At 67.7% G+C, this 22576-nt stretch carries 22 protein-coding genes; 16 read left to right on the forward strand and 6 right to left on the reverse strand.

Annotation, left to right across the window (positions count from 1 at the left end; all coding sequences use genetic code 11):
- Nucleotides 1–63: 63 nt before the first annotated feature.
- The 4 genes from pyrH to ABIB14_RS04075 all read left to right on the forward strand — a co-directional run bounded on the left by pyrH (nt 64) and on the right by ABIB14_RS04075 (nt 3048).
- Entirely contained in the window at nt 64–801 is a 738-nt protein-coding gene (gene pyrH / locus ABIB14_RS04060; RefSeq protein WP_354234242.1) for a UMP kinase, read from the forward strand.
- Nucleotides 802–877: 76 nt separating this feature from the next.
- Nucleotides 878–1435: a ribosome recycling factor gene (gene frr / locus ABIB14_RS04065; protein ID WP_354234244.1), complete on the forward strand. Its 558-nt coding sequence runs from the start codon at nt 878–880 to the stop codon at nt 1433–1435.
- The gene (locus ABIB14_RS04070) at nt 1435–2352 is read left to right on the forward strand and encodes a phosphatidate cytidylyltransferase (protein WP_354234246.1); all 918 of its coding nucleotides are present in this window, start codon (nt 1435–1437) and stop codon (nt 2350–2352) included. The genes frr and ABIB14_RS04070 overlap by 1 nt, the downstream gene beginning before the upstream one ends.
- Nucleotides 2353–2469: 117 nt before the next feature.
- Nucleotides 2470–3048 carry a DivIVA domain-containing protein gene (locus tag ABIB14_RS04075; RefSeq protein WP_354234247.1) on the forward strand — a complete coding sequence of 193 codons (579 nt, stop codon included), beginning with the start codon at nt 2470–2472 and terminating at the stop codon, nt 3046–3048.
- A gap of 19 nt (nt 3049–3067) precedes the next feature.
- Here the strand turns inward: ABIB14_RS04075 and ABIB14_RS04080 are convergent, their stop codons facing one another.
- Genes ABIB14_RS04080 through ABIB14_RS04095 form a run of 4 tightly spaced genes read right to left on the reverse strand, consistent with a single transcriptional unit; the run spans nt 3068 to nt 6897 of the window.
- Nucleotides 3068–4534 carry a sodium/solute symporter gene (locus ABIB14_RS04080; RefSeq protein ID WP_354234249.1) on the reverse strand — a complete coding sequence of 489 codons (1467 nt, stop codon included), beginning with the start codon at nt 4532–4534 and terminating at the stop codon, nt 3068–3070.
- 7 nt (nt 4535–4541) lie between these two features.
- Nucleotides 4542–4913: a hypothetical protein gene (locus ABIB14_RS04085; protein ID WP_354234250.1), complete on the reverse strand. Its 372-nt coding sequence runs from the start codon at nt 4911–4913 to the stop codon at nt 4542–4544.
- Complete coding sequence (locus ABIB14_RS04090; protein WP_354234251.1) at nt 4910–5629, reverse strand: LytR/AlgR family response regulator transcription factor; 720 nt, start codon at nt 5627–5629, stop codon at nt 4910–4912. Before ABIB14_RS04090 ends, ABIB14_RS04085 begins: the two co-directional genes overlap by 4 nt.
- Nucleotides 5630–5679: 50 nt before the next feature.
- Nucleotides 5680–6897 carry a sensor histidine kinase gene (locus ABIB14_RS04095; protein ID WP_354234252.1) on the reverse strand — a complete coding sequence of 406 codons (1218 nt, stop codon included), beginning with the start codon at nt 6895–6897 and terminating at the stop codon, nt 5680–5682.
- A 207-nt stretch (nt 6898–7104) separates the two neighbouring features.
- Between ABIB14_RS04095 and ABIB14_RS04100 the strand changes: the two genes are divergently transcribed.
- Entirely contained in the window at nt 7105–7485 is a 381-nt protein-coding gene (locus ABIB14_RS04100; protein WP_354234254.1) for a DUF485 domain-containing protein, read from the forward strand.
- Nucleotides 7482–9098, forward strand: a complete 1617-nt coding sequence (locus ABIB14_RS04105; RefSeq protein ID WP_354234256.1) for a monocarboxylic acid transporter — start codon at nt 7482–7484, stop codon at nt 9096–9098. The genes ABIB14_RS04100 and ABIB14_RS04105 overlap by 4 nt, the downstream gene beginning before the upstream one ends.
- A gap of 135 nt (nt 9099–9233) precedes the next feature.
- On the opposite strand, the gene ABIB14_RS04110 is transcribed toward ABIB14_RS04105, so the two are convergent.
- Nucleotides 9234–9707 carry an Lrp/AsnC family transcriptional regulator gene (locus ABIB14_RS04110; RefSeq protein ID WP_354234257.1) on the reverse strand — a complete coding sequence of 158 codons (474 nt, stop codon included), beginning with the start codon at nt 9705–9707 and terminating at the stop codon, nt 9234–9236.
- A gap of 197 nt (nt 9708–9904) precedes the next feature.
- Between ABIB14_RS04110 and pdhA the strand changes: the two genes are divergently transcribed.
- Genes pdhA through ABIB14_RS04125 form a run of 3 tightly spaced genes read left to right on the forward strand, consistent with a single transcriptional unit; the run spans nt 9905 to nt 13484 of the window.
- Nucleotides 9905–11083 (forward strand): pyruvate dehydrogenase (acetyl-transferring) E1 component subunit alpha, encoded by a 1179-nt coding sequence (gene pdhA, locus ABIB14_RS04115; protein ID WP_354234258.1) that lies wholly within the window; start codon nt 9905–9907, stop codon nt 11081–11083.
- Complete coding sequence (locus ABIB14_RS04120) at nt 11083–12093, forward strand: alpha-ketoacid dehydrogenase subunit beta (RefSeq protein WP_354234260.1); 1011 nt, start codon at nt 11083–11085, stop codon at nt 12091–12093. Before pdhA ends, ABIB14_RS04120 begins: the two co-directional genes overlap by 1 nt.
- Nucleotides 12090–13484, forward strand: a complete 1395-nt coding sequence (locus ABIB14_RS04125) for a dihydrolipoamide acetyltransferase family protein (protein ID WP_354234262.1) — start codon at nt 12090–12092, stop codon at nt 13482–13484. The genes ABIB14_RS04120 and ABIB14_RS04125 overlap by 4 nt, the downstream gene beginning before the upstream one ends.
- 227 nt (nt 13485–13711) lie before the next feature.
- Here ABIB14_RS04125 and ABIB14_RS04130 read toward each other — a convergent pair whose 3' ends face one another.
- On the reverse strand, nt 13712–14407 hold the full coding sequence (locus ABIB14_RS04130; protein WP_502909601.1) for an SACE_7040 family transcriptional regulator: 696 nt from the start codon (nt 14405–14407) through the stop codon (nt 13712–13714).
- Nucleotides 14408–14515: 108 nt separating this feature from the next.
- Between ABIB14_RS04130 and ABIB14_RS04135 the strand changes: the two genes are divergently transcribed.
- The 7 genes from ABIB14_RS04135 to ABIB14_RS04165 all read left to right on the forward strand — a co-directional run bounded on the left by ABIB14_RS04135 (nt 14516) and on the right by ABIB14_RS04165 (nt 22546).
- Nucleotides 14516–16123: a carboxyl transferase domain-containing protein gene (locus ABIB14_RS04135; RefSeq protein ID WP_354234264.1), complete on the forward strand. Its 1608-nt coding sequence runs from the start codon at nt 14516–14518 to the stop codon at nt 16121–16123.
- A gap of 7 nt (nt 16124–16130) precedes the next feature.
- On the forward strand, nt 16131–18305 hold the full coding sequence (locus ABIB14_RS04140; protein ID WP_354234265.1) for an ATP-binding protein: 2175 nt from the start codon (nt 16131–16133) through the stop codon (nt 18303–18305).
- 62 nt (nt 18306–18367) lie between these two features.
- Entirely contained in the window at nt 18368–19543 is a 1176-nt protein-coding gene (locus tag ABIB14_RS04145) for an acyl-CoA dehydrogenase family protein (RefSeq protein ID WP_354234267.1), read from the forward strand.
- Between the two features lie 39 nt (nt 19544–19582).
- The gene (locus ABIB14_RS04150; protein ID WP_354234268.1) at nt 19583–20371 is read left to right on the forward strand and encodes a CoA transferase subunit A; all 789 of its coding nucleotides are present in this window, start codon (nt 19583–19585) and stop codon (nt 20369–20371) included.
- 2 nt (nt 20372–20373) lie between these two features.
- Entirely contained in the window at nt 20374–21144 is a 771-nt protein-coding gene (locus ABIB14_RS04155; RefSeq protein ID WP_354234269.1) for a CoA transferase subunit B, read from the forward strand.
- Nucleotides 21141–21713 (forward strand): MaoC family dehydratase, encoded by a 573-nt coding sequence (locus ABIB14_RS04160; RefSeq protein ID WP_354234270.1) that lies wholly within the window; start codon nt 21141–21143, stop codon nt 21711–21713. Before ABIB14_RS04155 ends, ABIB14_RS04160 begins: the two co-directional genes overlap by 4 nt.
- On the forward strand, nt 21710–22546 hold the full coding sequence (locus tag ABIB14_RS04165; protein ID WP_354234272.1) for an HpcH/HpaI aldolase/citrate lyase family protein: 837 nt from the start codon (nt 21710–21712) through the stop codon (nt 22544–22546). Before ABIB14_RS04160 ends, ABIB14_RS04165 begins: the two co-directional genes overlap by 4 nt.
- Nucleotides 22547–22576 lie beyond the last annotated feature (30 nt).

Here is a 22576-nt window from a genome sequence, read left to right on the forward strand (position 1 = left end):
CCGGAGTGCAGCCTTTGGTCCCCGGCACGATACCCTTTTCAGAGCTCACCAACGGGAGGCACCATGGATACCGTCAACAATTCAGTCCAGCCAAAGAAGACCAGGCGCCGCGTGCTCCTGAAGCTCTCCGGCGAGGTTTTCGGCGGCGGCAAACTGGGCGTCGACCCGGACACCGTCCGCGGCGTCGCGAAGCAGATTGCGGCCGCCGTCCCCGACGTCGAGGTCGCAATCGTCGTCGGCGGCGGGAACTTCTTCCGCGGCGCCGAACTCTCCCAGAGCGGCATGGACCGCTCCCGTGCCGACTACATGGGGATGCTCGGTACCGTGATGAACTGCCTGGCCCTCCAGGACTTCCTGGAACAGGCAGGCGTGGAGACGCGCGTGCAGAGCGCCATCACCATGGGCCAGGTCGCCGAGGCCTACATTCCACGCCGCGCCATCCGCCACATGGAAAAGGGCCGCGTCGTCATCTTCGGCGCCGGAGCCGGACTTCCGTACTTCTCCACCGACACGGTCGCCGCGCAGCGCGCCATGGAAGTGCACGCCGACGTCGTCCTGATGGCCAAGAGCGGAGTCGACGGCGTCTACACCGCCGACCCGAAGAAGGACCCTGGCGCCGAGAAACTGCACCACCTCAGCTACGACGAGGCGCTCCGCCGCGATATCCGGGTGATGGACCAGACGGCCATGACGATGTGCAAGGACAACAACCTGACCATGGTGGTGTTCGGCATGGAGGGTGAAGGCAACGTCACCCGGGCCATCCGCGGCGAGGAGCTCGGCACCGTAGTCACCCCCTAGCTGCGGCTAGGATGTTTTTTAGGACAGTTCAGCTCCCCGGGCACTGGGGCGCGCACCAAATTTCTGAGGAGAGAACGTGATCGAAGAGACCTTGCTCGAAGCCGGGGACAAGATGGACAAGGCGGTTGAGGTAGCCAAGGAAGACTTCGCCTCAATCCGGACCGGCCGCGCCACCCCTGGCCTGTACAACAAGGTCCTGGTGGACTACTACGGTTCGCCGACGCCCCTGCAGCAGCTGGCCTCATTCGCCGTACCGGATGCCCGCACCATCCTCATCACCCCGTTCGACAAGGCCGCCCTGCGGGACATCGAACGTGCCCTCAGCGACTCCGAGGTCGGTGCCAACCCGTCCAACGACGGCAACGTCATCCGGATCACCATTCCGGAACTGACCAAGGAACGCCGCAAGGAATACGTCAAAATCGTCAAGGCCAAGGGCGAGGACGCGAAGGTGTCCATCCGCAACATCCGCCGCAAAGCCAAGGAAACCCTGGACAAGCTGGTCAAGGACGGCGACGCCGGCGAGGACGAAGGCACCCGCGGCGAGAAGGAACTCGACGCCTTGACCAAGGCCCACGTCGACGGCATCGACGAGCTGCTCAAGCGCAAGGAAGCCGAGCTGCTCGAGGTCTGATGGGGGAGGAAAAGCAGGCTCCCGGACCGCGGGTCCGGGCGCGGGGGAAAGAGCGGAAGAATCCGACGCCGAAGGCCGGCAGGAACCTTCCTGCCGCCACGGCGGTGGGCCTTGCCATGCTCTTCGCCGTGCTGGGAGGCCTGCTCTTCCTGCCCCTGGCCTTCGTGCTGCTTGTCACTGCGTTCGCGGTCTTCGGCGTCTGGGAGGTGTTCCGCGCGCTGGAAGCCTCCGGGACCCGGCTGCCGATCATCCCCGCGATGACCGGCACGGTGGCGATGCCCATCGCAGCCTACTTCGGCGGCCCCGAAAGCCTGCTGTTCGCGTTCCTGCTCAGCAGCGTCGCGGTGCTGCTATGGCGTTCCCTGGAGGGGGCAGCCGGGTCGGCGCGCAGCATCTTCGCCGGCGTCTTCACGATGGCCTGGGTGCCCTTCCTGATCAGCTTCGCCGTGCTGCCGCTGCACGCCGGCGGTGTCAGCCCGATCGGGCTCTGGCCCGGCGGCGTGGTGCCGACCGGGGCCTGGCAGATCGGCACCCTGCTGCTGCTGGTGGTCTCCAACGACACCTTCGGCTACCTCGTGGGTGCCTCGCTGGGCAAACACCCGATGGCTCCCAAGATCAGCCCCAAGAAGTCCTGGGAGGGTTTTGGCGGGTCGGTCGCGGGAGCCGTGCTGGTCGGCATCCTGGCCTGCATCTTCGTGCTGGGTGAACCCTGGTGGTTCGGCGTGGCCCTCGCCGTGGGCATGGTCGCTTCGGCGACGGCCGGTGACCTTGCTGAATCCATGGTCAAGCGCGAACTCGGCATCAAGGACATGGGCAACAGCCTCCCCGGCCACGGTGGAGTCATGGACCGGCTCGACTCCATCGTCTTCGCCTCCCCGGTGGCATTCATGATCTTCTCCGCCAGCGGCGGCGGCTAGCGCGGCGCCCGCATCCTTCCGGCGCCTACAATGGTGCCGGTCGAACAGTCGAATAGCAAAATCAGTCCGAAGTTGGCGCAACCAGAGCCGAACGGCATCGAAGGAAACATAGTTACAGTGGACATCCAACGGCAGATTCCTGCCTCCTTTGACCGCGTCCAGCGGAACCAGTACGGCTATAACGCCAAGCAGGTGGACCAGTTCCTGCAACGCGCCCGGGTGTCGTTTGAAACGCCGCACACGGCAGCACGAGCGGTCAAGAGCGCCGACGTCCGCGCGGTCTCCTTCGACCCGGTCAAAGGCGGCTATGCCGCCGCCGGCGTCGACGCGGCCCTGGACCGGCTGGAGGACGCCCTGGCCCGCCGGGAACGCGACGAGCTGATCGGCGAACGTGGCGAGGAAGCCTGGCTGCGCGAAATCGGCCGGCTCGCCGGACTGCTCCGCAGCCGCCTGCACCGCCCCGACGGCCAGCGCTTCCGGCGCCCGGCCAAGGCGAAGGTGCGCAGCTACAACACCGCCGACGTTGACGACCTCTGCCACGAGCTGGTCGGCTACCTCGAGGAGGACCAGCCGCTAAGCGTGGACAACGTCCGCCGCGCGACCTTCCGTCCCGCCGTCGGGCGTGAGGGCTACGAGGAAAGCCAGGTGGATGCGTTCCTGGAGCGCGTCGTCGAACTCATGGCTGCCATCGACTGAAGCGCTGCCGGATAACCCGCTAGCGCTCGGTCGCGAGTGGCCGTTCCGGGGTGTGCAGCCGGGTCATGAGCCGGGTGATGGTCCGCGGGACCCGGCCCCGGGTGGCCCGGGAAACCACGACCATTACCGCGAAGGCGGCCGGGACCGTCCACGCGGCCGGCTGGGCGAGCCATGGCTGGGTCCCGGCGGAGCCCAGCACGGCCCCGGCCAGCATGGCGCCGCCGCAAAGCACCGCTCCGGTCAGCATCCCGGCGATCGCGCCGACGTCGGTCAGCCCGCGCCACCAGATACCCAGCAGCAGTACGGGGCAGATGGTGGACGCTGTGAACGCGAAGACCAGGCCCACGCTTCCGGCCAGCGCCGTGGATTCCGTCATGGCCGCGATTCCCAGCGGCACTACCGCCGAGATCAGCGCGGCGACCCGGAAGCCGCGCACGCTGCCGTCCAGGACGTCCTGGCTGATGACGCCCGCCAGCGAGACCACGAGGCCCGAGGTGGTCGACAGGAAGGCGGCGAAGGCCCCGGCCACCACGAGAGCGGATAGCAGGTCTCCGGCCGGGCCGCCGACCATCCGTCCGGGCAGCAGCAGCACGAGGGCGTCCGACTGCCCGCTCTGCGCCAGCACGGGGGCGTACATCCGCCCGAGCAGGCCGTAGGCCGTCGGGAACAGGTAGAAGACCGAGAGCAGCCCCAGCACTATCAGTGTGGTCCGGCGCGCCGAATTGCCGTCCGGGTTGGTGTAGAAGCGCACCAGCACGTGCGGCAGCCCCAGCGTCCCGAACAGCAGCGCCACCAGCAGGGAGAAGTTCTGGTACGGCCCGGCCGCGGCCAGAGCCGTCGGGTTGACGGACGCTTCGGCGACCGCGGGGGAGCCGTGGCCGGCCAGCACGAACAGGATGAATAGTACCGGCACGGCCAGCGCTGTCAGCTTTAGCCAGTACTGGAACGCCTGGACGAAGGTGATGGACCGCATCCCGCCGGACACCACGGTGACGCAGACGACGGCGACCACGGCTACCTGCCCCACCCAGGCCGGCAGCCCGGTGGTGATGCGGATGGCCAGCGCGGCGCCGTGGAGTTGCGGGACGATGTACAGCCAGCCGACCACCACCACCACCAAGCTCGTGACCCGGCGGACCGGGCGGGAATCCAGCCGGGCCTCGGTGAAGTCGGGAATCGTGTAGGCGCCGGAACGCCGCAGCGGCGCGGCGACGAACAGCAGGAGCATCAGGTACCCGGCCGTGTAGCCCACCGGGAACCACAGCGCGTCGGTGCCCGAGAGCAGAATCAGCCCGGCGACGCCCAGGAAACTCGCGGCGGAAAGGTACTCCCCGCCGATCGCCGAGGCGTTCCACCAGGGCCGCACCGTGCGCGAAGCGACGTAGAAGTCGCCGGTGGTGCGGGAGATCCGGAGGCCGTAAAAACCGATCACGGCGGTGGCCAGCGAAACGGCCGCGAACGCGGAAATGCCGACGACCGGGTTCACCCGGGCCTCACTTATCCCCGGCGAGGTCGCGGTAGCGGGACTCGTTCCGCCCCGCCGTCCGGACATACAGCCAGGCGCTCAGGCCGATCACCGGATAGACTCCGGCGCCGAGCAGGACCCAGCCGAACGGCAGTCCGGCGATCCGCAGCTCCGCCATGCCCGGCACCAGCCCAAGGAGCAGGGCGAAAGCCAGCAGAATCAGCATGAAGCCGGCCGCCACCACAATGCCGAGCCGCAACTGGGAGCGGATCAGCGAGCGGACGAACAGTTGCCCGGCGTCGGACTCCTCGGCCGCCTCACGGGTGTCGGCGGCCGGGCGGCCGGCGGCAACGCTCCCTGCGTTGAAACTGCGCGGCGCGGTGACGCGGACCCGAATCATGCCTGCGGCCGGATCCGGGTCGCTTCGAGCTTCTCCCGGACGGACGGCAGGTGCCGGCGGCTGATCGGCAGTTCGGCACCGGCCACGGTCACGCTGGGACGGGCCGCGGCCAGCTTCATGTGGCTGACGTGGTTCAGGGCGATCAGGTAGGAGCGGTGGATGCGGAGGACACCTGCGTCGGCCCACTGCTGCTCGAGGTCCGCCAGCGGCACCCGGATCAGGTAGCTCGCGTCCGGGGTGTGCAGCCGGGCGTAGTCGCCCTGCGCCTGGACATAGGTGACGTCCTCGCGCCGGATCATCTTGGTGGTTCCGCCGAGGTCCACCGTGATCATCTCGGCGGCCGGGGCACCGTCGCGGATCAAGTCGTTGATCCGTCCGATCGACCTGGCCAGCCGCTCGGGGCGTACGGGCTTGAGCAGGTAGTCCACGGCGGCCAGCTCGAACGCCTCCAACGCGCAGTCCTCATCGGCGGTGACAAAGACGACGGCAGGCGGCTTGCTGCCGCGGGAAATAGCCCGGGCGATGTCCAGCCCGGAGACGGCCGGCATATGGATGTCAAGGAACACGGCGTCGACGTCGCCGGCCTCCAGGACACGTAGCGCCTCGGCGCCGGAGGAGGCGCGATGGATGGTTCCGATCCGGTCGTCCCGCCCTAGCAAGTAAGCCAACTCCTCGACGGCGGGCAGCTCGTCGTCGGCGACCAGCACGTTAATCATGGTCCTAGGGTACCGCCGCTGCGGGGATCACCGGCCGAAGCCGCGGTAGCTCAGGCGTCGTGGTGGGGCTGGGACTTGGGTACCCGCATGGTGATCAGGGTGCCCTCGTCGGGCGCCGTCTCGATCACCAGGCCGTTGTCCTCGCCGTAGACCTGCCGCAGCCGGGCATCCACGTTCCGCAGCCCTACGTGTTCGCCGTCGCCGTGGCCCGCCAGGACGGCGCGCAGCTTCTCCGGGTCCATGCCGACGCCGTCGTCCTCGATGGTCACCTCGGCGAAGGAGCCGGAATCGTTCGCCGTGATGGTGATGTGGCCCGGGCCCTCTTTGGCCTCGAGGCCGTGCCGGACGGAGTTCTCGACCAGCGGCTGCAAGCTCAGGAACGGGATCACCGTGCTGAGCACCTCGGGCGCGATCCGCAGGCTGACCTGGACCCGTTCGCCGAAGCGCGCCCGCTCCAGGAGCAGGTACCGGTCAATGCAGCGCAGTTCCTCGGCCAGCGTGGTGAAGTCGCCGTGCCGGCGGAAGGAGTAGCGGGTGAAGTCGGCGAACTCCACCACCAGTTCCCGCGCACGTACCGGGTCGGTGTTAATGAATGACGCAATCGCATTGAGCGAGTTGTAAATAAAGTGCGGGCTGATCTGGGCCCGCAGTGCCCGGACTTCGGCCTCCATCAGCAGGGTCCGCGACGCGTCCAACTCGGCCAGCTCCACCTGCGTTGCCACCCAATCGGCCACTTCGCTGGTGGCGCGGACCAGGCCCGCGTTCGCTGCCGGGGCGAAGGCCGCCACCACCCCCACCACCCTGGTGCTGGCCTTGATCGGGGCAATGATGACGGCTCGCTCAGCCCCCGGGGCCGCCGGCGCGGCGCCTTGGCTACCGGCGAGCAGCTGCAGTTCACCGGCCGGAATCACAGCGGTGTGGCCGCCCGCCAGCACCTTGGCGGCGAGGCCCATCAGGGCGGGTTTGAGCTCCTCGGCGGCACCGTCCCACGCCAGCACCCCCATGGTGTCGGTGATCGCCAGCCCGTCGCAGCCCAGCAGGCCGCGCAGCTGCCGGCTTGCCTTCGCGGCTCCCGCCGGGTTCAGGCCGGTGCGCAGGTGCTGTCCGGCCCGGGAAGCGGTGTGCAGCGTCTTATATGTGGCGCGTTCCGCGTCCGTGCCCAGCTCGCGGAAGGAGCGCAGGACCTTGAGTCCAACGGCCACGACGACGGCGACCGCCAGGGCGATCACGGCGATCGCCGCGGCGGCGACAAGGGGAGAGTCCGGCATGCTGCCAGCGTAGCGCGGCCCGGCTCAAGGGCGTCCGTAGGCGCCGTTGGGCGCAGCATCGCAACCGTTGAGCGACAGGAAACGCGGGGTGCTGGAACGTAGCGTGCGTCACGGTGCACAGTGATTTCAGTCACACAGCGCCGGAGGTCTCTTGCCGGGGCCCGGGGGTACCCGTCGGTGGCTGGCCAGTCTCAATGAGGAGGAACGATGGGTCACGACGCCCAACATGCGGACGCAGCGGCGTCCGTGGACTTCAAGGAAGTCCAATCCACGGAGCGGTTCCAGGAACTGCGCAAACGTCACCGCAGCTTCGTCTTTCCGATGGCCATCGCATTCCTGCTGTGGTACTTCGCCTACGTCCTGCTGGCCGACTACGCGGTGGGTTTCATGTCCACCAAGGTCTGGGGCAACATCAACATCGGCCTGATCCTGGGGCTGCTGCAGTTCGTGTCCACGTTCGCCATCACCGGCTGGTACGTCAGTTACTCGAACCGGAAACTGGACCCGATTGCCTCCGAGATCCGCCAGGAAATCGAAGGCCACGAGTTCGACAAGCACGGCAACCCAGTGAGCGGAACAGCACAATGAAACTAATGGTCCCTGCGGTCGACGTCGCCGCCCTCAAAGACACCACCCTGCTGAACATGGGCATCTTTGCCCTTTTCGTCGCGGTCACCATGGTGATCGTGTTTCGCGCCAGCCGCAACAACAAGACCGCCGCGGACTACTACGCCGCCGGCCGTTCCTTCACCGGTTCGCAGAACGGCACCGCCATCGCCGGCGACTACCTCTCCGCCGCGTCCTTCCTGGGCATCACCGGCGCCATCGCCATCAACGGCTACGACGGCTTCATGTACTCCATCGGCTTCCTCGTCGCCTGGCTCGTCGCGCTGCTGCTGGTGGCGGAGATGCTCCGCAACACCGGCAAGTTCACCATGGCCGACGTGCTGTCCTTCCGGCTCAAGCAGCGCCCCGTGCGGATCGCCGCGGCCATTTCCACCCTGGCTGTTTGTTTCTTCTACCTGCTGGCCCAGATGGCCGGAGCCGGCAGCCTGATCTCCCTGCTGCTGGGCATCAGCGACTGGGGCGGGCAGGCGCTGGTGCTAGTCGTCGTCGGCGCCCTCATGATCATGTACGTCCTGATCGGCGGTATGAAGGGCACCACCTGGGTCCAGATCATCAAGGCCATGTTGCTGATCGTCGGCGCCGCCGTGATGACCTTCTGGGTCCTCGCCATCTACGGCTTCAACCTTTCCGACCTGCTCGGCGGCGCGGTGGAGACCGCCAAGAACCCGGCCGTGCTCAACCCTGGCCTGCAGTACGGCAAGTCGGACACGTCCAAGCTTGACTTTATGTCCCTCGGTCTGGCTCTGGTACTCGGCACCGCCGCCCTGCCGCACGTGCTGATGCGCTTCTACACGGTTCCGACCGCCAAGGAAGCCCGCAAATCCGTGGTGTGGTCCATCTGGCTGATCGGCATCTTCTACCTGTTCACCCTGGTCCTGGGCTACGGCGCTGCGGCTCTGGTTGGTGCTGCCACGATTAAGGGCGCCCCGGGCGGGGTCAACTCGGCGGCTCCGCTGCTGGCCTTCCACCTGGGCGGACCGCTGCTGCTCGGCTTCATTTCGGCGGTGGCCTTCGCCACCATCCTCGCCGTGGTCGCCGGCCTCACCATCACGGCGGCGGCGTCCTTTGCACACGACATCTACGCCAACGTTATTGCCAAGGGCAACGCGGACCCGGAGACGGAGGTCAAGGTGGCCCGCCGTACTGTCATCGTGATCGGTATCCTGGCCATCGTCGGCGGAATCTTCGCCAACGGCCAGAATGTCGCGTTCCTGGTGGCACTGGCGTTCGCCGTGGCGGCGTCCGCCAACCTCCCGACGATCATCTACTCACTGTTCTGGCGGAAGTTCACCACCCAGGGTGCCATCTGGAGCATGTACGGCGGCCTCGGCTCCGCCATCATCCTGATCGCGCTCTCACCGGTGGTCTCCGGAGCCAAGACGTCGATGATTCCCGGGGCCAACTTCGCGATCTTCCCGCTGAGCAACCCCGGCATTGTTTCCATTCCGCTCGCGTTCTTCCTGGGCTGGCTGGGCACGGTACTGGACAAGAGGCTGGAAGACACCACGAAGCAGGCCGAGATGGAAGTCCGTTCCCTGACCGGGGTAGGCGCCGAAAAGGCCACCAACCACTAGCGCCTCACCGGCAACCACTAACCTCACCGGCCGGTACCGGCCGACAGAGGAGCCCCCGTGCAGCAGTTCACAGCACGGGGGCGTCTCTTTGCCTTGTGGGGATCGCAGTGGCCCGCGGAGGCCCGCGGCCACCCGTCAGGCCTCGGCGGAGCCGCGTTCCAGCAGCGGCTGGATCCGGAATGGAATCATCTCACTCATGGCGAGGGCGGTGTCGGTGCGGTCCACGCCCTCGCAGGACAGTATCTTGCCGTTGATCCGGAACAGGTCCTCGGCGTCGAGCGCCACCACGCGGAGCAGCAGGTCGGCGGATCCGGTGAGGCCGTAACCCTCAAGGATCTCCGGGATGCCGGCAAGTTCCACCGCCAGCTTGCCCAGCTTCTGTTGCTGGACGTGGACGGAGATGAACGCCATCAGGGGATAGCCCAGGGCCGCCGGGTTGATCCGCCGTTCGAATGAGAGGAACACGTGCTTCTTCTCGAGCTGGGCCATCCGGGCCTGCACCGTATTTCTCGATAACCCCAGCCTCTGTGCCAGGGCCACCACAGTGCGGCGGGGATCCCGCGCCATGGCGGAAAGCAGGCGCGTGTCAGTGCCATCCAAAGCTCGCATAATGCGCAAGGTTAGCACGGTCTCAAAGACCCGGACACAGCAAAATGCTCAGGTTATTCGAAGGTGGTTGTACCCTATGGCAGTTGTGAGTAGGGTCACAATTATCCGGGGCAACGGCGCCCGGGCGGCCGTCGCGCGTAAGGATCACGAGTCCCGCGTGCCAGGGTCAGACGACGTCAGAAGGTTGCGGACAAGCTGTGTTTACCGACGACGCGGGGAAGGGCGGCATGACCGCCGACAGCCCCGGGAACAGTGCACATTCAAACAGGCGCACGGGCGGGGATCTCGTCCAGCTGATCACCCCGGGAGGTGTTCGCGTAAGCCATCCGGCGTTTGACTCCTGGCTCCAGGATGTGGGCGACGAGCAGCTCGCGGCGCTCTACGAGGATATGGTGGCGATCCGGCGGATCGACGCCGAAGCCACTGCCCTGCAACGCCAGGGCGAGCTCGCCCTCTGGCCCCCGCTGCTGGGCCAAGAGGCGTCCCAGATCGGCTCGGCCCGGGCGCTCCGCCAGGACGACTTCGTCTTCCCGAGCTACCGCGACAACGGGGTGGCGTACTGCCGCGGCGTCAAGCCGGCGGACCTTGTCAAAGCCTGGCGCGGCAACGCCCTGGCCGGCTGGGATCCCTACACGGTCAACGTTGCCACGCAGCAAATCATCATCGGCGCCCAGTCGCTACACGCCACCGGGTACGCCATGGGGATCCAGAACGACGGCGCCGATTCGGTCGCGGTGGCCTATTTCGGCGACGGCGCCACCAGCGAAGGCGACGTCAACGAAGCCATGGTCTTCGCGGCAAGCTTCCAGGCACCGGTGGTGTTCTTCTGCCAGAACAACCATTGGGCCATCTCCGAGCCTGTTCTGCTGCAGTCCCACATCCAGATCGCGGACCGCGCCTCCGGCTTCGGCATTCCGAGCATGCGGGTGGACGGCAACGACGTGCTGGCCGTCATGGCCGCCACCCGGATCGCCATCGACCGGGCCCGCCACGGCGGCGGCCCCACCTTCATCGAGGCCGTTACCTACCGGATGGGTCCGCACACGACGGCCGATGACCCCACCCGCTACCGGGACGCCAACGAACTCGAGGACTGGGCCGCCAAGGATCCGATCGCACGGCTCAAGACACTGCTGGACCGCCAGGGCCTGCTCACCGAAGAGCTGGAAGCCGCCGTCGCCGCCAAGGCCGACGCCGTGGCCAAGGAACTGCGCTCCGGCACGATCAACATGCCTGAACCGCAGCCGCTGGACATCTTCAAGCACGTCTACAGCACGCCCAACTCCTCGCTGGAGCGCCAGCAGGACCACTACACCCGTTACCTGGCTACCTTCGGCGATCCCGCAGCAGCCGTTTCCGAAGAAGGTGCACGCTGATGACACAGATGACCTTTGCCCGCGCCATTAATTCGGGCCTGCGCAAGTCCCTCGAAAATGATCCCAAGGTAATCCTGATGGGAGAGGACATCGGCACCCTCGGGGGCGTCTTCCGCGTCACCGACGGCCTGCAGAAGGATTTCGGCAAGCACCGCGTGGTGGACACGCCGCTGGCCGAATCCGGCATCCTCGGCACCGCCGTCGGCCTTGCCTACCGCGGCTACCGCCCGGTGGTGGAGATCCAGTTCGACGGCTTCATCTACCCGGCGTTCGACCAGATCGTCAGCCAGGTGGCCAAAATGCACTACCGCACGCAGGGCGCCGTCAAGATGCCCATCACTATCCGCGTCCCCTTCGGCGGCGGCATCGGCTCGCCGGAGCACCACTCCGAATCACCCGAGGCCTACTTCACCCATACCTCGGGCCTGCGCGTCATCAGCGTGTCCAACCCGCAGGACGCCCACACCATGATCCAACAGGCCATCGCCTCGGATGACCCGGTGCTCTACTTCGAACCCAAGCGCCGCTACCACGACAAAGGGGAGGTGGACGACTCCCTCGACCTCGCTGCCGCCCTGTCCATGGAGCAGGCGCGCGTGGTCACCGAAGGCACCGACGTGACGCTGGTTGCCTACGGCCCGCTCGTGAAGACCGCCCGCGATGCAGCCCTCGCGGCCGCCGATGAAGGCGTCTCCATCGAGGTGATTGACCTGCGCTCGCTGGCCCCGCTGGACTTCGCAACCCTGGAGGCCTCGGTTCGGAAGACCGGACGGCTCATTATCACGCACGAGGCCAGCCAGTCCGGCGGCCTCGGCGCGGAAGTGGCCGCCAGCATCACCGAACGCTGCTTCTACCACCTCGAAGCGGCCCCCGTCCGGGTGACCGGCTTCGACGTCCCCTACCCGTACTCGAAGCTTGAAATGCACCATCTGCCGGGCCTGGACAGGATCCTCGACGGCGTCGACCGGGCCCTGGGCCGCCCCAATTCCCTGAGCGGGCTGGAAGGATGACCGGCACCATGATCAAGGAATTCCGGCTTCCGGACCTCGGCGAAGGCCTGACCGAATCGGAAATCGTCGCCTGGAAAGTGGGCGTCGGGGACACCGTCACGCTCAACCAGATCATCGCCGAGGTGGAAACCGCCAAGGCCGTCGTCGAATTGCCCTCACCGTTTGCCGGCGTCGTGACGGCGCTGCACGAGCAGCCAGGCACCGTGGTCGAAGTCGGCAAGCCGATCGTCTCCTTTGAGATAGCGGGCGACGACGGCGACGGCGCCGGTGAGGAGCCGGCCAAACGCGAACCGAACCTCGTCGGCTACGGCGCCGTGCTGGAAAGCTCCGGCCGTCCGGCGCGCCGCGCCCGGAGCTTCGCCGCAGGGGCGGCGACGGCGGCGGCCCCCATGGCACCCGTGGCACCCGTGGCCCCGACGATCGAAGCTGCGGAGGCGCCGGCACCAGCAGACGACTCCGCGGCGCCGGCACCCAGCGGCAGCCGGGCCGCCGAGCGTCCGCGCTCCACGCCGCCGGTGCGCAAGCTGGCCAGGGATCTCGGCGTCGACCTCACTGCCATCACCGGCACGGGGGAGCACGGGCTTATCACCCGCGATGACGTACGGAACTTTGTTGGCGAAGGCGACCTTCCGCAGGCGCCCCGGGAGCTGGCCGGCGGCCCCACGGGCGCGCCCGCCGTCGTCCAGGGCGAGCGGGAAACCCGGACCCCGATCAAGGGCGTACGGAAGTTCACCGCGGCGGCCATGGTGTCCAGTGCCTTCACGGCGCCTCACGTCACAGAATTCCTGACCGTCGACGTCACGCCGACCATGGAACTCCTGGCCCGGCTCAAAGCCGGCCGGGCGTTCGCGGGCTACAAGCTGACGCCGCTGACGCTGGTCTCCAAAGCGGTGCTGATCGCGCTGCGCAACCACCCGACGCTCAATGCCCGCTGGGACGAGGCCAGCCAGGAGATCGTCCAGTTCAACTACGTGAATCTCGGCATCGCGGCCGCAACGCCAAGGGGGCTGACCGTTCCCAACATTAAGGACACGGACCGGATGTCCCTGCTGGAACTCTCCACAGCGCTCACCGAGCTGACCGAGACCGCGCGGGCCGGCAAAACAGCCCCCGCGGATCTCACCGGCGGGACCATCTCCATCACGAACATCGGAGTCTTCGGCATCGACGCCGGCACTCCCATCCTCAACCCCGGCGAGGCCGCCATCCTGGCGCTCGGCGCGGTGCGGAAGATGCCCTGGGCGTACCAGGATGAGGTGGCGCTGCGCCAGGTCATGACGCTCAGCCTGTCTTTCGACCATCGGCTGGTCGACGGCGAACAGGGTTCACGCTTCCTGCAGGACCTGGGCACCATCCTCGCCGATCCCGGCATGGCCCTGGCGATGGTCTAGGCACTCTCAGTTCAGGGCCGCCGGCTGTCCTTTGGGGGCGGCCGGCAGCCCCGTGCTGGAGGGGTTGTCTCGCGTGGGTTCCGTCCGCGTCGTTCCGCAGGCGTTGTTTCCGTCCGGGGCGGCTTTAGGGCGGATTTCGACGTCGACGGCGCCAGGGAGCGGCGTGTCCGTGTCAATGTGCCCCCGGACCGCCGGCGGAGCCGATGAAAACCTTCGGGAGAGCGGCGTCAGCGGAGGGGTCGGGGAGTGGCCGGCGCCGTCAGGGCGGCCAACGCCATGCTCTCCAGCAGCGGCCGGGCCCGCCGGAGCGCCACCCTGCGTCCCTGGTTCGGCACCGAGCGCGGCGTGGAGTTGATCAGGCCGAAGGTGGCGTGCGCGCGCATCCGCAGCTCGGCCGGATCGATGTCCGGATGCAACCGGGCCAGGACGTCCGCCCAGAGCTGCACATAGTTGCGCTGGAGGGTGCGGACCTCGGCCTCGTCGTCCTCGTCCAGGTTGCTGAAGTCCTGGTCCTGAACCCGGATGACGTCCGGGTTGCTGAGGGCGAATTCGACATGGAACTCCACCAAACCGGCGAGGGCAGCCGCGGCGCCGTCGGAGGCCTCCACCACGGTGCGGCCGCCCTCCAGCAGGTCCCGGCTGACGCTCAGTAGCAGCGCCCCGAGGACGGCCTGCTTGCCGGCGAAATGGCGGTAGACAGCGGGTCCGCTGACCCCCGCGGCCGCGCCGAGGTCCTCCAGCGAGACCCGGTTAAAACCGTCGGCGGCGAAAAGCGCGGCCGCGGCGGTCAGGAGTGCCTGCCGGCGGTTCTCCTTGGCCTGACTTCGCTGGGTGGTCTGGCTGGGCTCGGTCACCGGCGCACCCTCCTCCTGGCTGTCCTGCGTGGAAGCTGTCCTGCGTTGAAACCGTCCAGTGGTGGACATCACAGTTAATAGAGACTAACCTAAAACTCAGTTATGCGTTACTAACCGAAAAGACGCGGGGCGGCCGGGGACAGGCGCCGGCAGTGCAGTCGAGGATGGAAGAAGTCAATGGAGACAATCGCCAGCCAGGTGGACCCCACCAGCGCCGCCTTCACCGCGAACCGCGGGGCGCAGCGTGCGCTGGCCCTGGAGCTGAAGGACCGGCTCGCCACCGCCGCGCTGGGCGGGCCGGTAAAGTCGCGGGAACGCCATGTGGCCCGCGGCAAGCTCCTGCCGCGGGAGCGCATCGACCGGTTGCTGGATGAAGGCAGCCCGTTCCTGGAGATCGCGCCGCTGGCCGCCAACGGCATGTACAACGACGATTCGCCCGGCGCCGGCGTGATTGCGGGCATCGGCCTGGTGCGCGGCCGCCAGGTCCTGGTCATCTCCAACGACGCCACCGTCAAGGGCGGCACCTACTACCCGGTGACAGTGAAGAAACACCTCCGCGCGCAGGAAATCGCGCTGGAGAACCGGCTGCCCTGTATCTACCTCGTGGACTCCGGCGGGGCCTTCCTGCCCAAACAGGATGAGGTGTTCCCGGACAAGGAGCATTTCGGCCGGATCTTCTTCAACCAGGCGAAGATGTCCGCGGCGAAGATCCCGCAGATCGCCTCGGTGATGGGGTCCTGCACCGCCGGCGGTGCCTATGTGCCCGCGATGAGCGATGAAACCGTGATCGTCCGCAACCAGGGCACCATCTTCCTGGGCGGCCCGCCGCTGGTGAAGGCCGCGATCGGCGAGATCGTCACGGCCGAGGAGCTCGGCGGCGGAGACGTGCACTCGAAGATTTCCGGGGTCACCGACCATCTGGCCGAGAACGATGAGCATGCCCTGCAGATCGTCCGCGACATCGTCGCCACCCTGCCCCGGCCGGCCGCCGCCGTCTGGGACGTGGACACCGCCGTCGAACCCCTGGCTGACGAAAGCGAGCTCTACGGCGCCGTCCCCACCGACGTCAACGCGCAGTACGAGGTCCGTGAGGTCATTGCCCGGCTCGTGGACGGCAGCCGCTTCCACGAATTCAAGAAGAACTACGGCACCACTCTGGTGACCGGTTTCGCCAGGCTGCATGGCCACCCGGTCGGCATCGTGGCGAACAACGGGGTGCTGTTCAGCGAATCCGCGCTCAAGGGCGCGCACTTCATCGAACTCTGCGACCAGCGCGGCATCCCGCTGATCTTCCTGCAGAACCTCTCCGGCTTCATGGTCGGGAAGGACTACGAGCAGGGCGGCATCGCCAAGAACGGCGCCAAGATGGTCACCGCCGTCGCCACCGCCCGGGTGCCCAAACTGACGGTGGTGATCGGCGGATCCTTCGGCGCCGGCAACTACTCCATGTGCGGACGGGCCTACTCGCCGCGCTTCCTTTGGATGTGGCCCGCCAGCCGGATCTCCGTGATGGGCGGCAACCAGGCCTCCAGCGTGCTGGCCACGGTCAAGCGGGACCAGTACGAGGCCCGCGGCGAAGACTGGTCGGCGGCGGACGAGGAAGCGTTCAAGGCCCCGATCAAGGCCCAGTACGAGGACCAGGGCAGCCCGTACTATTCCACCGCCCGCCTCTGGGATGACGGCATCATCGACCCCGCGGACACCCGCACCGTCCTGGGACTGGCGCTCGACGTCGTCTCCCGAACCCCGCTGCCGGAGACCTCCTTCGGCCTGTTCCGGATGTGAGCCAACAGTGACTGACTCTTCGCCGACCGCACCCTTCCTAAATCCCCTCTTCGGCACCGTCCTGGTCGCGAACCGCGGCGAGATCGCCTGCCGCGTCATCCGCACCCTGCGGGCGCTGGGCATCCGTTCGGCGGCCGTCTATTCCGACGCCGACGCCGGCGCCCGCCACGTGCACGAGGCGGACCTCGCCGTCCGGATCGGCCCCGCGGCGGCCGCCGAGAGCTACCTCAAAATCGAGGCGATCGTCCAGGCCTGCCGCGACACCGGCGCCGACGCCGTGCACCCCGGTTACGGCTTCCTCAGCGAGAGCGTCGACTTCGCCCGCGCCCTGGAGAAGGCCGGCATCACCTTCATCGGCCCCGGCGTCGAGGCCCTGAATGTGATGGGGGACAAGATCCGCTCCAAGATCCACGTTGCCGGCTACGGCGTGCCCGTCGTCCCGGGCATCGCCGCGCCCGGCATGACCGACGCGCAGCTGATCGAGGCCGCGGCCGGGGTCGGCTTCCCGCTGCTGATCAAGCCCTCCGCCGGCGGCGGCGGCAAGGGCATGCACGTTGTGGAGCACCCCGAGGAGCTGCAAGCCACCCTGGCCACCGCACGCCGGGTCGCGGCCAGCGCCTTCGGCGACGACACCCTGTTCCTTGAACGCCTGGTCAGGACCCCGCGGCACATCGAGGTGCAGGTCCTCGCAGACAACCACGGCAACGTCATCCACCTCGGCGAGCGTGAGTGCTCGCTGCAGCGCCGGCACCAGAAGGTCATCGAGGAAGCGCCCTCCCCGCTGCTGGAGGGGCTGCCCGGCGGCGCGGCCATCCGCGCACGTCTCGGTGAGGCCGCCTGCCAGGCCGCCCGCAGCGTCAACTACAGCGGCGCCGGCACCGTGGAATTCCTGGTCTCGGACGCTGCCCCGGACGAGTTCTTCTTCATGGAGATGAACACCCGCCTGCAGGTCGAGCACCCGGTCACCGAGATGGTCACCGGCGTCGATCTGGTCGAATGGCAGGTGCGGATCGCCGCCGGGGAGGAGCTTACCGTCCGCCAGGACGACGTCGTGCTCAGCGGCCACGCGGTGGAGGCCCGCGTCTACGCCGAAATTCCGGAGAAGAACTTCCTGCCGTCCACGGGGACCGTGCTGCTGCTGGACGAATTGCCCGGCCCCGCCCAGCGCCCCAGCGCCCCGGCCCGCAACGAAGTCGGAACGGCCCGCGGCCGCGTCCGGGTGGACTCCGCCTTGATCCATGGACTCGAAATCTCTTCCAGCTACGATCCGATGATCTCCAAGGTCATCGCGTGGGGCGCGGACCGCGCCGCTGCCCTGGACACCCTGGATGAGGCGCTCGCCGGGTACACCGCGCTGGGTATTGACACAAACGTCGAGTACCTGCGGCTGCTGATCACCGACGACGACGTCCGCGCCGGCCGCCTGGATACCGGTCTGATCGAGCGCAAGATGCCGGAGTTCACCTTCCGCCACCCGGGCGACGCCGAACTCGTGACCGCCGCCTTGTACGCTTTGGCCCTGGCGGAGGAAGCCAGGCGGGAGGACCGTGACGGCAGCCTGTGGCGGCGCCGTGACGGCTGGCGGATCGGTGCGCCGGCGCCCCTCAGGATCAGCCTGGGAACGTCCGACGGCGGCGTCGTCACGGTGGACATCAGCGGCCCGGCCGCAGCGGGGCAGGTCACCGTGAGCGTGAACGGCGGGCCGCAGCTGACAGCGTTCCTACAGTTCACCGCGCGGGATCACCCGGTGCTGACGCTCAAAGGTGAGACCAGCAGCGTTGCCCTTGCACCCGTTCTCACCGGCCTTCCCGCCGGGAGCTGGATGGCTCCCGATCCCCGCGTCCTATCGGCGCTCTTCCTCGGCAACCAGGGCTGGTCCTGCCGGCTGGAGGTACTCAGCCGCGAGACACGGCTGGCAAGGGTGCTTGCCGCCGTCGAACGTGAGGAAGGCGCCGCGGACCCGGCGGTGCGCTCACCGATGCCCGGCACCGTGGTGTCCGTATCGGTCACCGACGGCGACACTGTCGCGGCCGGCCAGGTGCTGGTCTCGGTGGAGGCCATGAAGATGGAACACCAACTGGTGGCGCCGCTGGACGGGACCGTGCACATCAGCGTCGGCTCCGGCGACCTGGTCAAGGCGGACCAGATCCTCGCCACCATCCACCCCGCAGTCCCGGTCTAACAAACCACAGCGTCAGCACCACAGCCACACCAGACGAACGCATCAGACACAGGAGTCACCCCATGGCCAGTTTTGAACTCAGCGAGGAATACCAGGATCTCAGCAACACCGTCCGCGAATTCGCCGACGAAGTGGTGGCCCCGGTTTCCGCCAAGCACGACCAGGAACACAGCTTCCCCTACGAGGTGGTCTCCCAGATGGCGGACATGGGCCTGTTCGGTCTGCCGTTCCCGGAGGAGTTCGGCGGCATGGGCGGGGACTACTTCGCCCTGGCCCTGGCCCTCGAGCAGCTAGGCCGGGTGGATCAATCCGTCGCGATCACCCTCGAGGCCGGCGTCTCACTCGGCGCCATGCCGATCCACCGCTTCGGCACCGAAGCGCAAAAGCAGGAATGGCTGCCGCTGCTGGCCTCCGGTAAAGCGCTCGCAGGCTTCGGCCTGACCGAACCGGAAGCCGGCTCGGACGCCGGCGGCACCAAGACCACCGCCCGGCTCGAAGGCGTTGGAGACGCAAAAAATTGGGTCATCAACGGCAACAAAGAGTTCATCACCAACTCCGGCACCGACATAACCCGCCTCGTCACCGTCACCGCGGTCACCGGCCAGGAGGAACTGCCGGACGGCAGCGTCAAGAAGGAAATCACCACCATTCTGGTGCCCACCGACACCCCCGGGTTCACTGCCGAGAAGGCCTACAACAAGGTCGGCTGGAACGCCTCGGATACGCACCCGCTGACCCTCGACGACGTCCGCGTCCCGGAAGCGAACCTGCTCGGCACCCGGGGCCGCGGCTACGCGAACTTCCTGTCCATCCTGGACGAGGGCAGGATCGCGATCGCGGCACTGGCCGTCGGCGCGGCCCAGGGCTGCGTGGACCACGCGGTGAAATACGCCAAGGAACGCAGCGCATTCGGGCAAAACATCGGCAAGTACCAGGCCATCGCCTTCAAGATAGCCCGGATGGAAGCCCGCGCCCACACCGCCCGGCTGGCGTATTACGATGCGGCCGCGCGGATGCTCGCAGGCAAGCCGTTCAAGACGCAGGCCGCCATCGCTAAGATGGTCGCAGGCGAGGCAGCCATGGACAACGCGCGGGATGCCACCCAGGTGTTCGGCGGCTATGGCTTCATCAACGAATTCACCGTGGCACGCCACTACCGGGACTCCAAGATCCTCGAAGTCGGCGAGGGCACCACGGAGGTCCAGCTGATGCTGATCGCCCGCGAACTCGGGCTCTAGCCGGCCCACTGGCCGCAACTGTCGAGGGAAGGATCACTGATGATCAACAAAGTTGTTGCCAGCGCCGCCGAGGCCGTCGCCGACATCCACGACGGGGCCTCCCTCGCCGTCGGCGGCTTCGGGCTGTGCGGCATACCGGTGGCCCTGATCGAGGCCCTGCACCAGGGCGGTGCCACGGAGCTGGAGACCGTAAGCAACAACTGCGGCGTGGACGACTGGGGCCTCGGGATCCTGCTCAAGGATGGCCGGATCCGACGCACCATCAGCTCTTACGTGGGGGAGAACAAGGAGTTCGCCCGCCAGTACCTTTCCGGCGAACTCGAAGTGGTCCTCACCCCGCAAGGCACCCTGGCCGAGAAGCTCCGCGCCGGCGGCGCCGGCATCCCCGCCTTCTACACACCCGCCGGCGTCGGCACCCAGGTCTCCGACGGCGGCCTGCCGCAGAAGTACGACGCCGACGGGAACGTCGCCGTCGCCTCCGCGCCCAAGGAGGTCCGCAGCTTCCACGGCGCCGACTATGTGCTGGAGGAGGCCCTGGCTCCGGACTTCGGCCTGGTCCATGCCTGGAAGGGGGACCGGCACGGCAACCTGGTCTTCCACGCCACCGCGATGAACTTCAATCCGCTCTGCGCCATGGCTGGCCGGATCACCATCGCCGAGGTTGAGGAACTCGTGGAGCCGGGGGAACTGGAACCGGAGCACGTCCACGTCCCCGGGATCTTCGTCCAGCGCGTGGTCCTCTCGCCGCAGGTGGAGAAACGCATCGAGAAGCGGACGGTGGCAGTGCCTGCCGCCCCCTCCAACGCACCAGAGCAGGCAGGAGCATAGCCGTGGAAACGAACAACGCTCAGGGCGCGCCGCCCCGTCCCGAAGCCGTGCGGCACGAATACCGGCGTTCCGCCGTCGAACACGCCGGCGGCAACGACGGCGACGGCCGCAAGGGCTGGACGCGCAATGAACTGGCCGCACGGGTGGCGCAGGAGCTAGAGAACGGCCAGTACGTGAACCTCGGCATCGGGATGCCCACCCTGATCCCCAACTACATTCCCGCCGGCGTCGAGGTGGTGCTGCATTCGGAGAACGGCATCCTGGGCGTCGGACCGTACCCGGCAGAGGACCAGGTGGACCCGGACCTGATCAATGCGGGCAAGGAAACCGTGACGGTCAACAAGGGCGCCGCATTCTTCGACTCCGCAGCCTCCTTCGGCATGATCCGCGGCGGCCACGTCGACGTGGCGGTGCTCGGTGCCATGGAAGTGGCCCAGAACGGCGACCTCGCCAACTGGATGATCCCCGGCAAGATGGTCAAGGGCATGGGCGGGGCGATGGACCTGGTCTTCGGCGCCAAAAAGGTCATCGTGATGATGGAGCACGTGGACCGCAACGGCAACCCGAAAATCGTGGAACGCTGCACCCTGCCGCTGACCGGCAAGGGCTGCGTCAACCGGATCATCACCGACCTTGCCGTGATCGACGTCGTGACCGAGGTGGGCAGGTCCCGGCTGGTGTTGCGCGAGCTGGCCCCGGACGTCACCGCCGAGGACGTTGCTGCGGCGACCGGCGCCGAACTTTTCGAAGAAGACCAGGAACTGACCGTATGAGTGAGCCTGACCGGACTTCGCCCGGGACCAGTGCCGGCCGCCGGGTGGTTGAACAGCGCGGCCTCTACTTTGAAGAACTCGACGAGGGCGTCGTCTACGCACACCGGCCCGGCCGGACCGTGACTGAGACGGACAACGTGCTGTTCACTACCATGACCATGAATACCCAGGCCCTGCACCTGGACGCGGCCTGGAGCGCGGGGCAGCCGTTCGGCCAGCGGCTGATGAACTCGATGTTCACCCTTGCCACCGTGGTGGGCCAGTCCGTGCCCCAGCTGACCCAGGGCACCATCGTCGCGCAGTTGGGCCTGACGGATGTGTCCTTTCCGCACCCGCTCTACCACGGCGACACTCTCTACACGGAGACCGTGGTCACCGGGAAACGGCTGTCCTCCTCCCGGCCCGGGCAGGGGATCGCGACCATGCAGCACACCGGCCGGAACCAGGCGGGTGAGGTGGTGGCGCTGGCGACCCGCAGCTGCCTGATGTGGACGCGCGAGGCACACGTTGCCGCGCAGCAGGAAACAGCGCAGCACGGGACCGTCGAAAAGGGGACAATCGGAGCATGAGCTTCCTGATGGGCCCCGCCCTGCTGTTTTGTCCCGCAGACCGTCCCGAGCGGTACCAGAAGGCCGCCGGGCGCGCCGACGCCGTGATCCTGGACCTGGAGGACGCCGTCGCGCCGGCGGACAAACAGCGGGCCCGCGGCGCGATCCTCGCCCAGCTGGATTCTGCCGGGGATGCCCCCGAGCTGGACCCGAGCCGCACGATCATCCGGATCAACCCGGCCGGCACCGAAGAGTTCGAAAAGGACCTGCACTTCCTTAAGCACACCCCGTACCGGCACGTGATGCTCGCCAAGGCCGAGAGCGCCGCCCAACTCAGGGAGCTTGAAGGCTACGGCGTGATCGCCTTGTGCGAGACGGCCGCGGGCATCGTAAACGCCGCCGCGATCGCCGCGGAACCCAATGTGGTGGCATTGATGTGGGGCGCCGAGGACCTGCTCGCTTCCCTCGGCGGCACCGCAAGCCGGGACGACGACGGCGGCTACCGGGCCGTGGCGCTGCACGCCCGCTCCACGGTCCTGCTGGCCGCCCGGGCCTTGGGCAAGGAAGCGATCGACTCCGTCTACGTCAACATCCCCGACCTTGACGGGCTCGCCGCCGAGGCCCGGGATGCCGCCGCGTCCGGCTTCGGCTCCAAGGCGTGCATCCACCCGAACCAGGTCGCCACGGTCCGGGCGGCCTACGCCCCGTCCGAGTCCGACGTCGCCGCGGCCCGGGAACTGCTCGACGCCGCGGCCGCCGCCGGCACGGGTGTCTTCCAGTTCCAGGGCAAGATGATCGACGGGCCCATCCTCAAGCACGCCGAGTCCACGCTCCGCCGCGCCGGTCGCCGCTGACCCGCATCCGCGTCGATTGGTCCGCGGCGT

Source organism: Arthrobacter sp. UYEF3 (assembly GCF_040546245.1).
Taxonomy (GTDB): domain Bacteria; phylum Actinomycetota; class Actinomycetes; order Actinomycetales; family Micrococcaceae; genus Arthrobacter.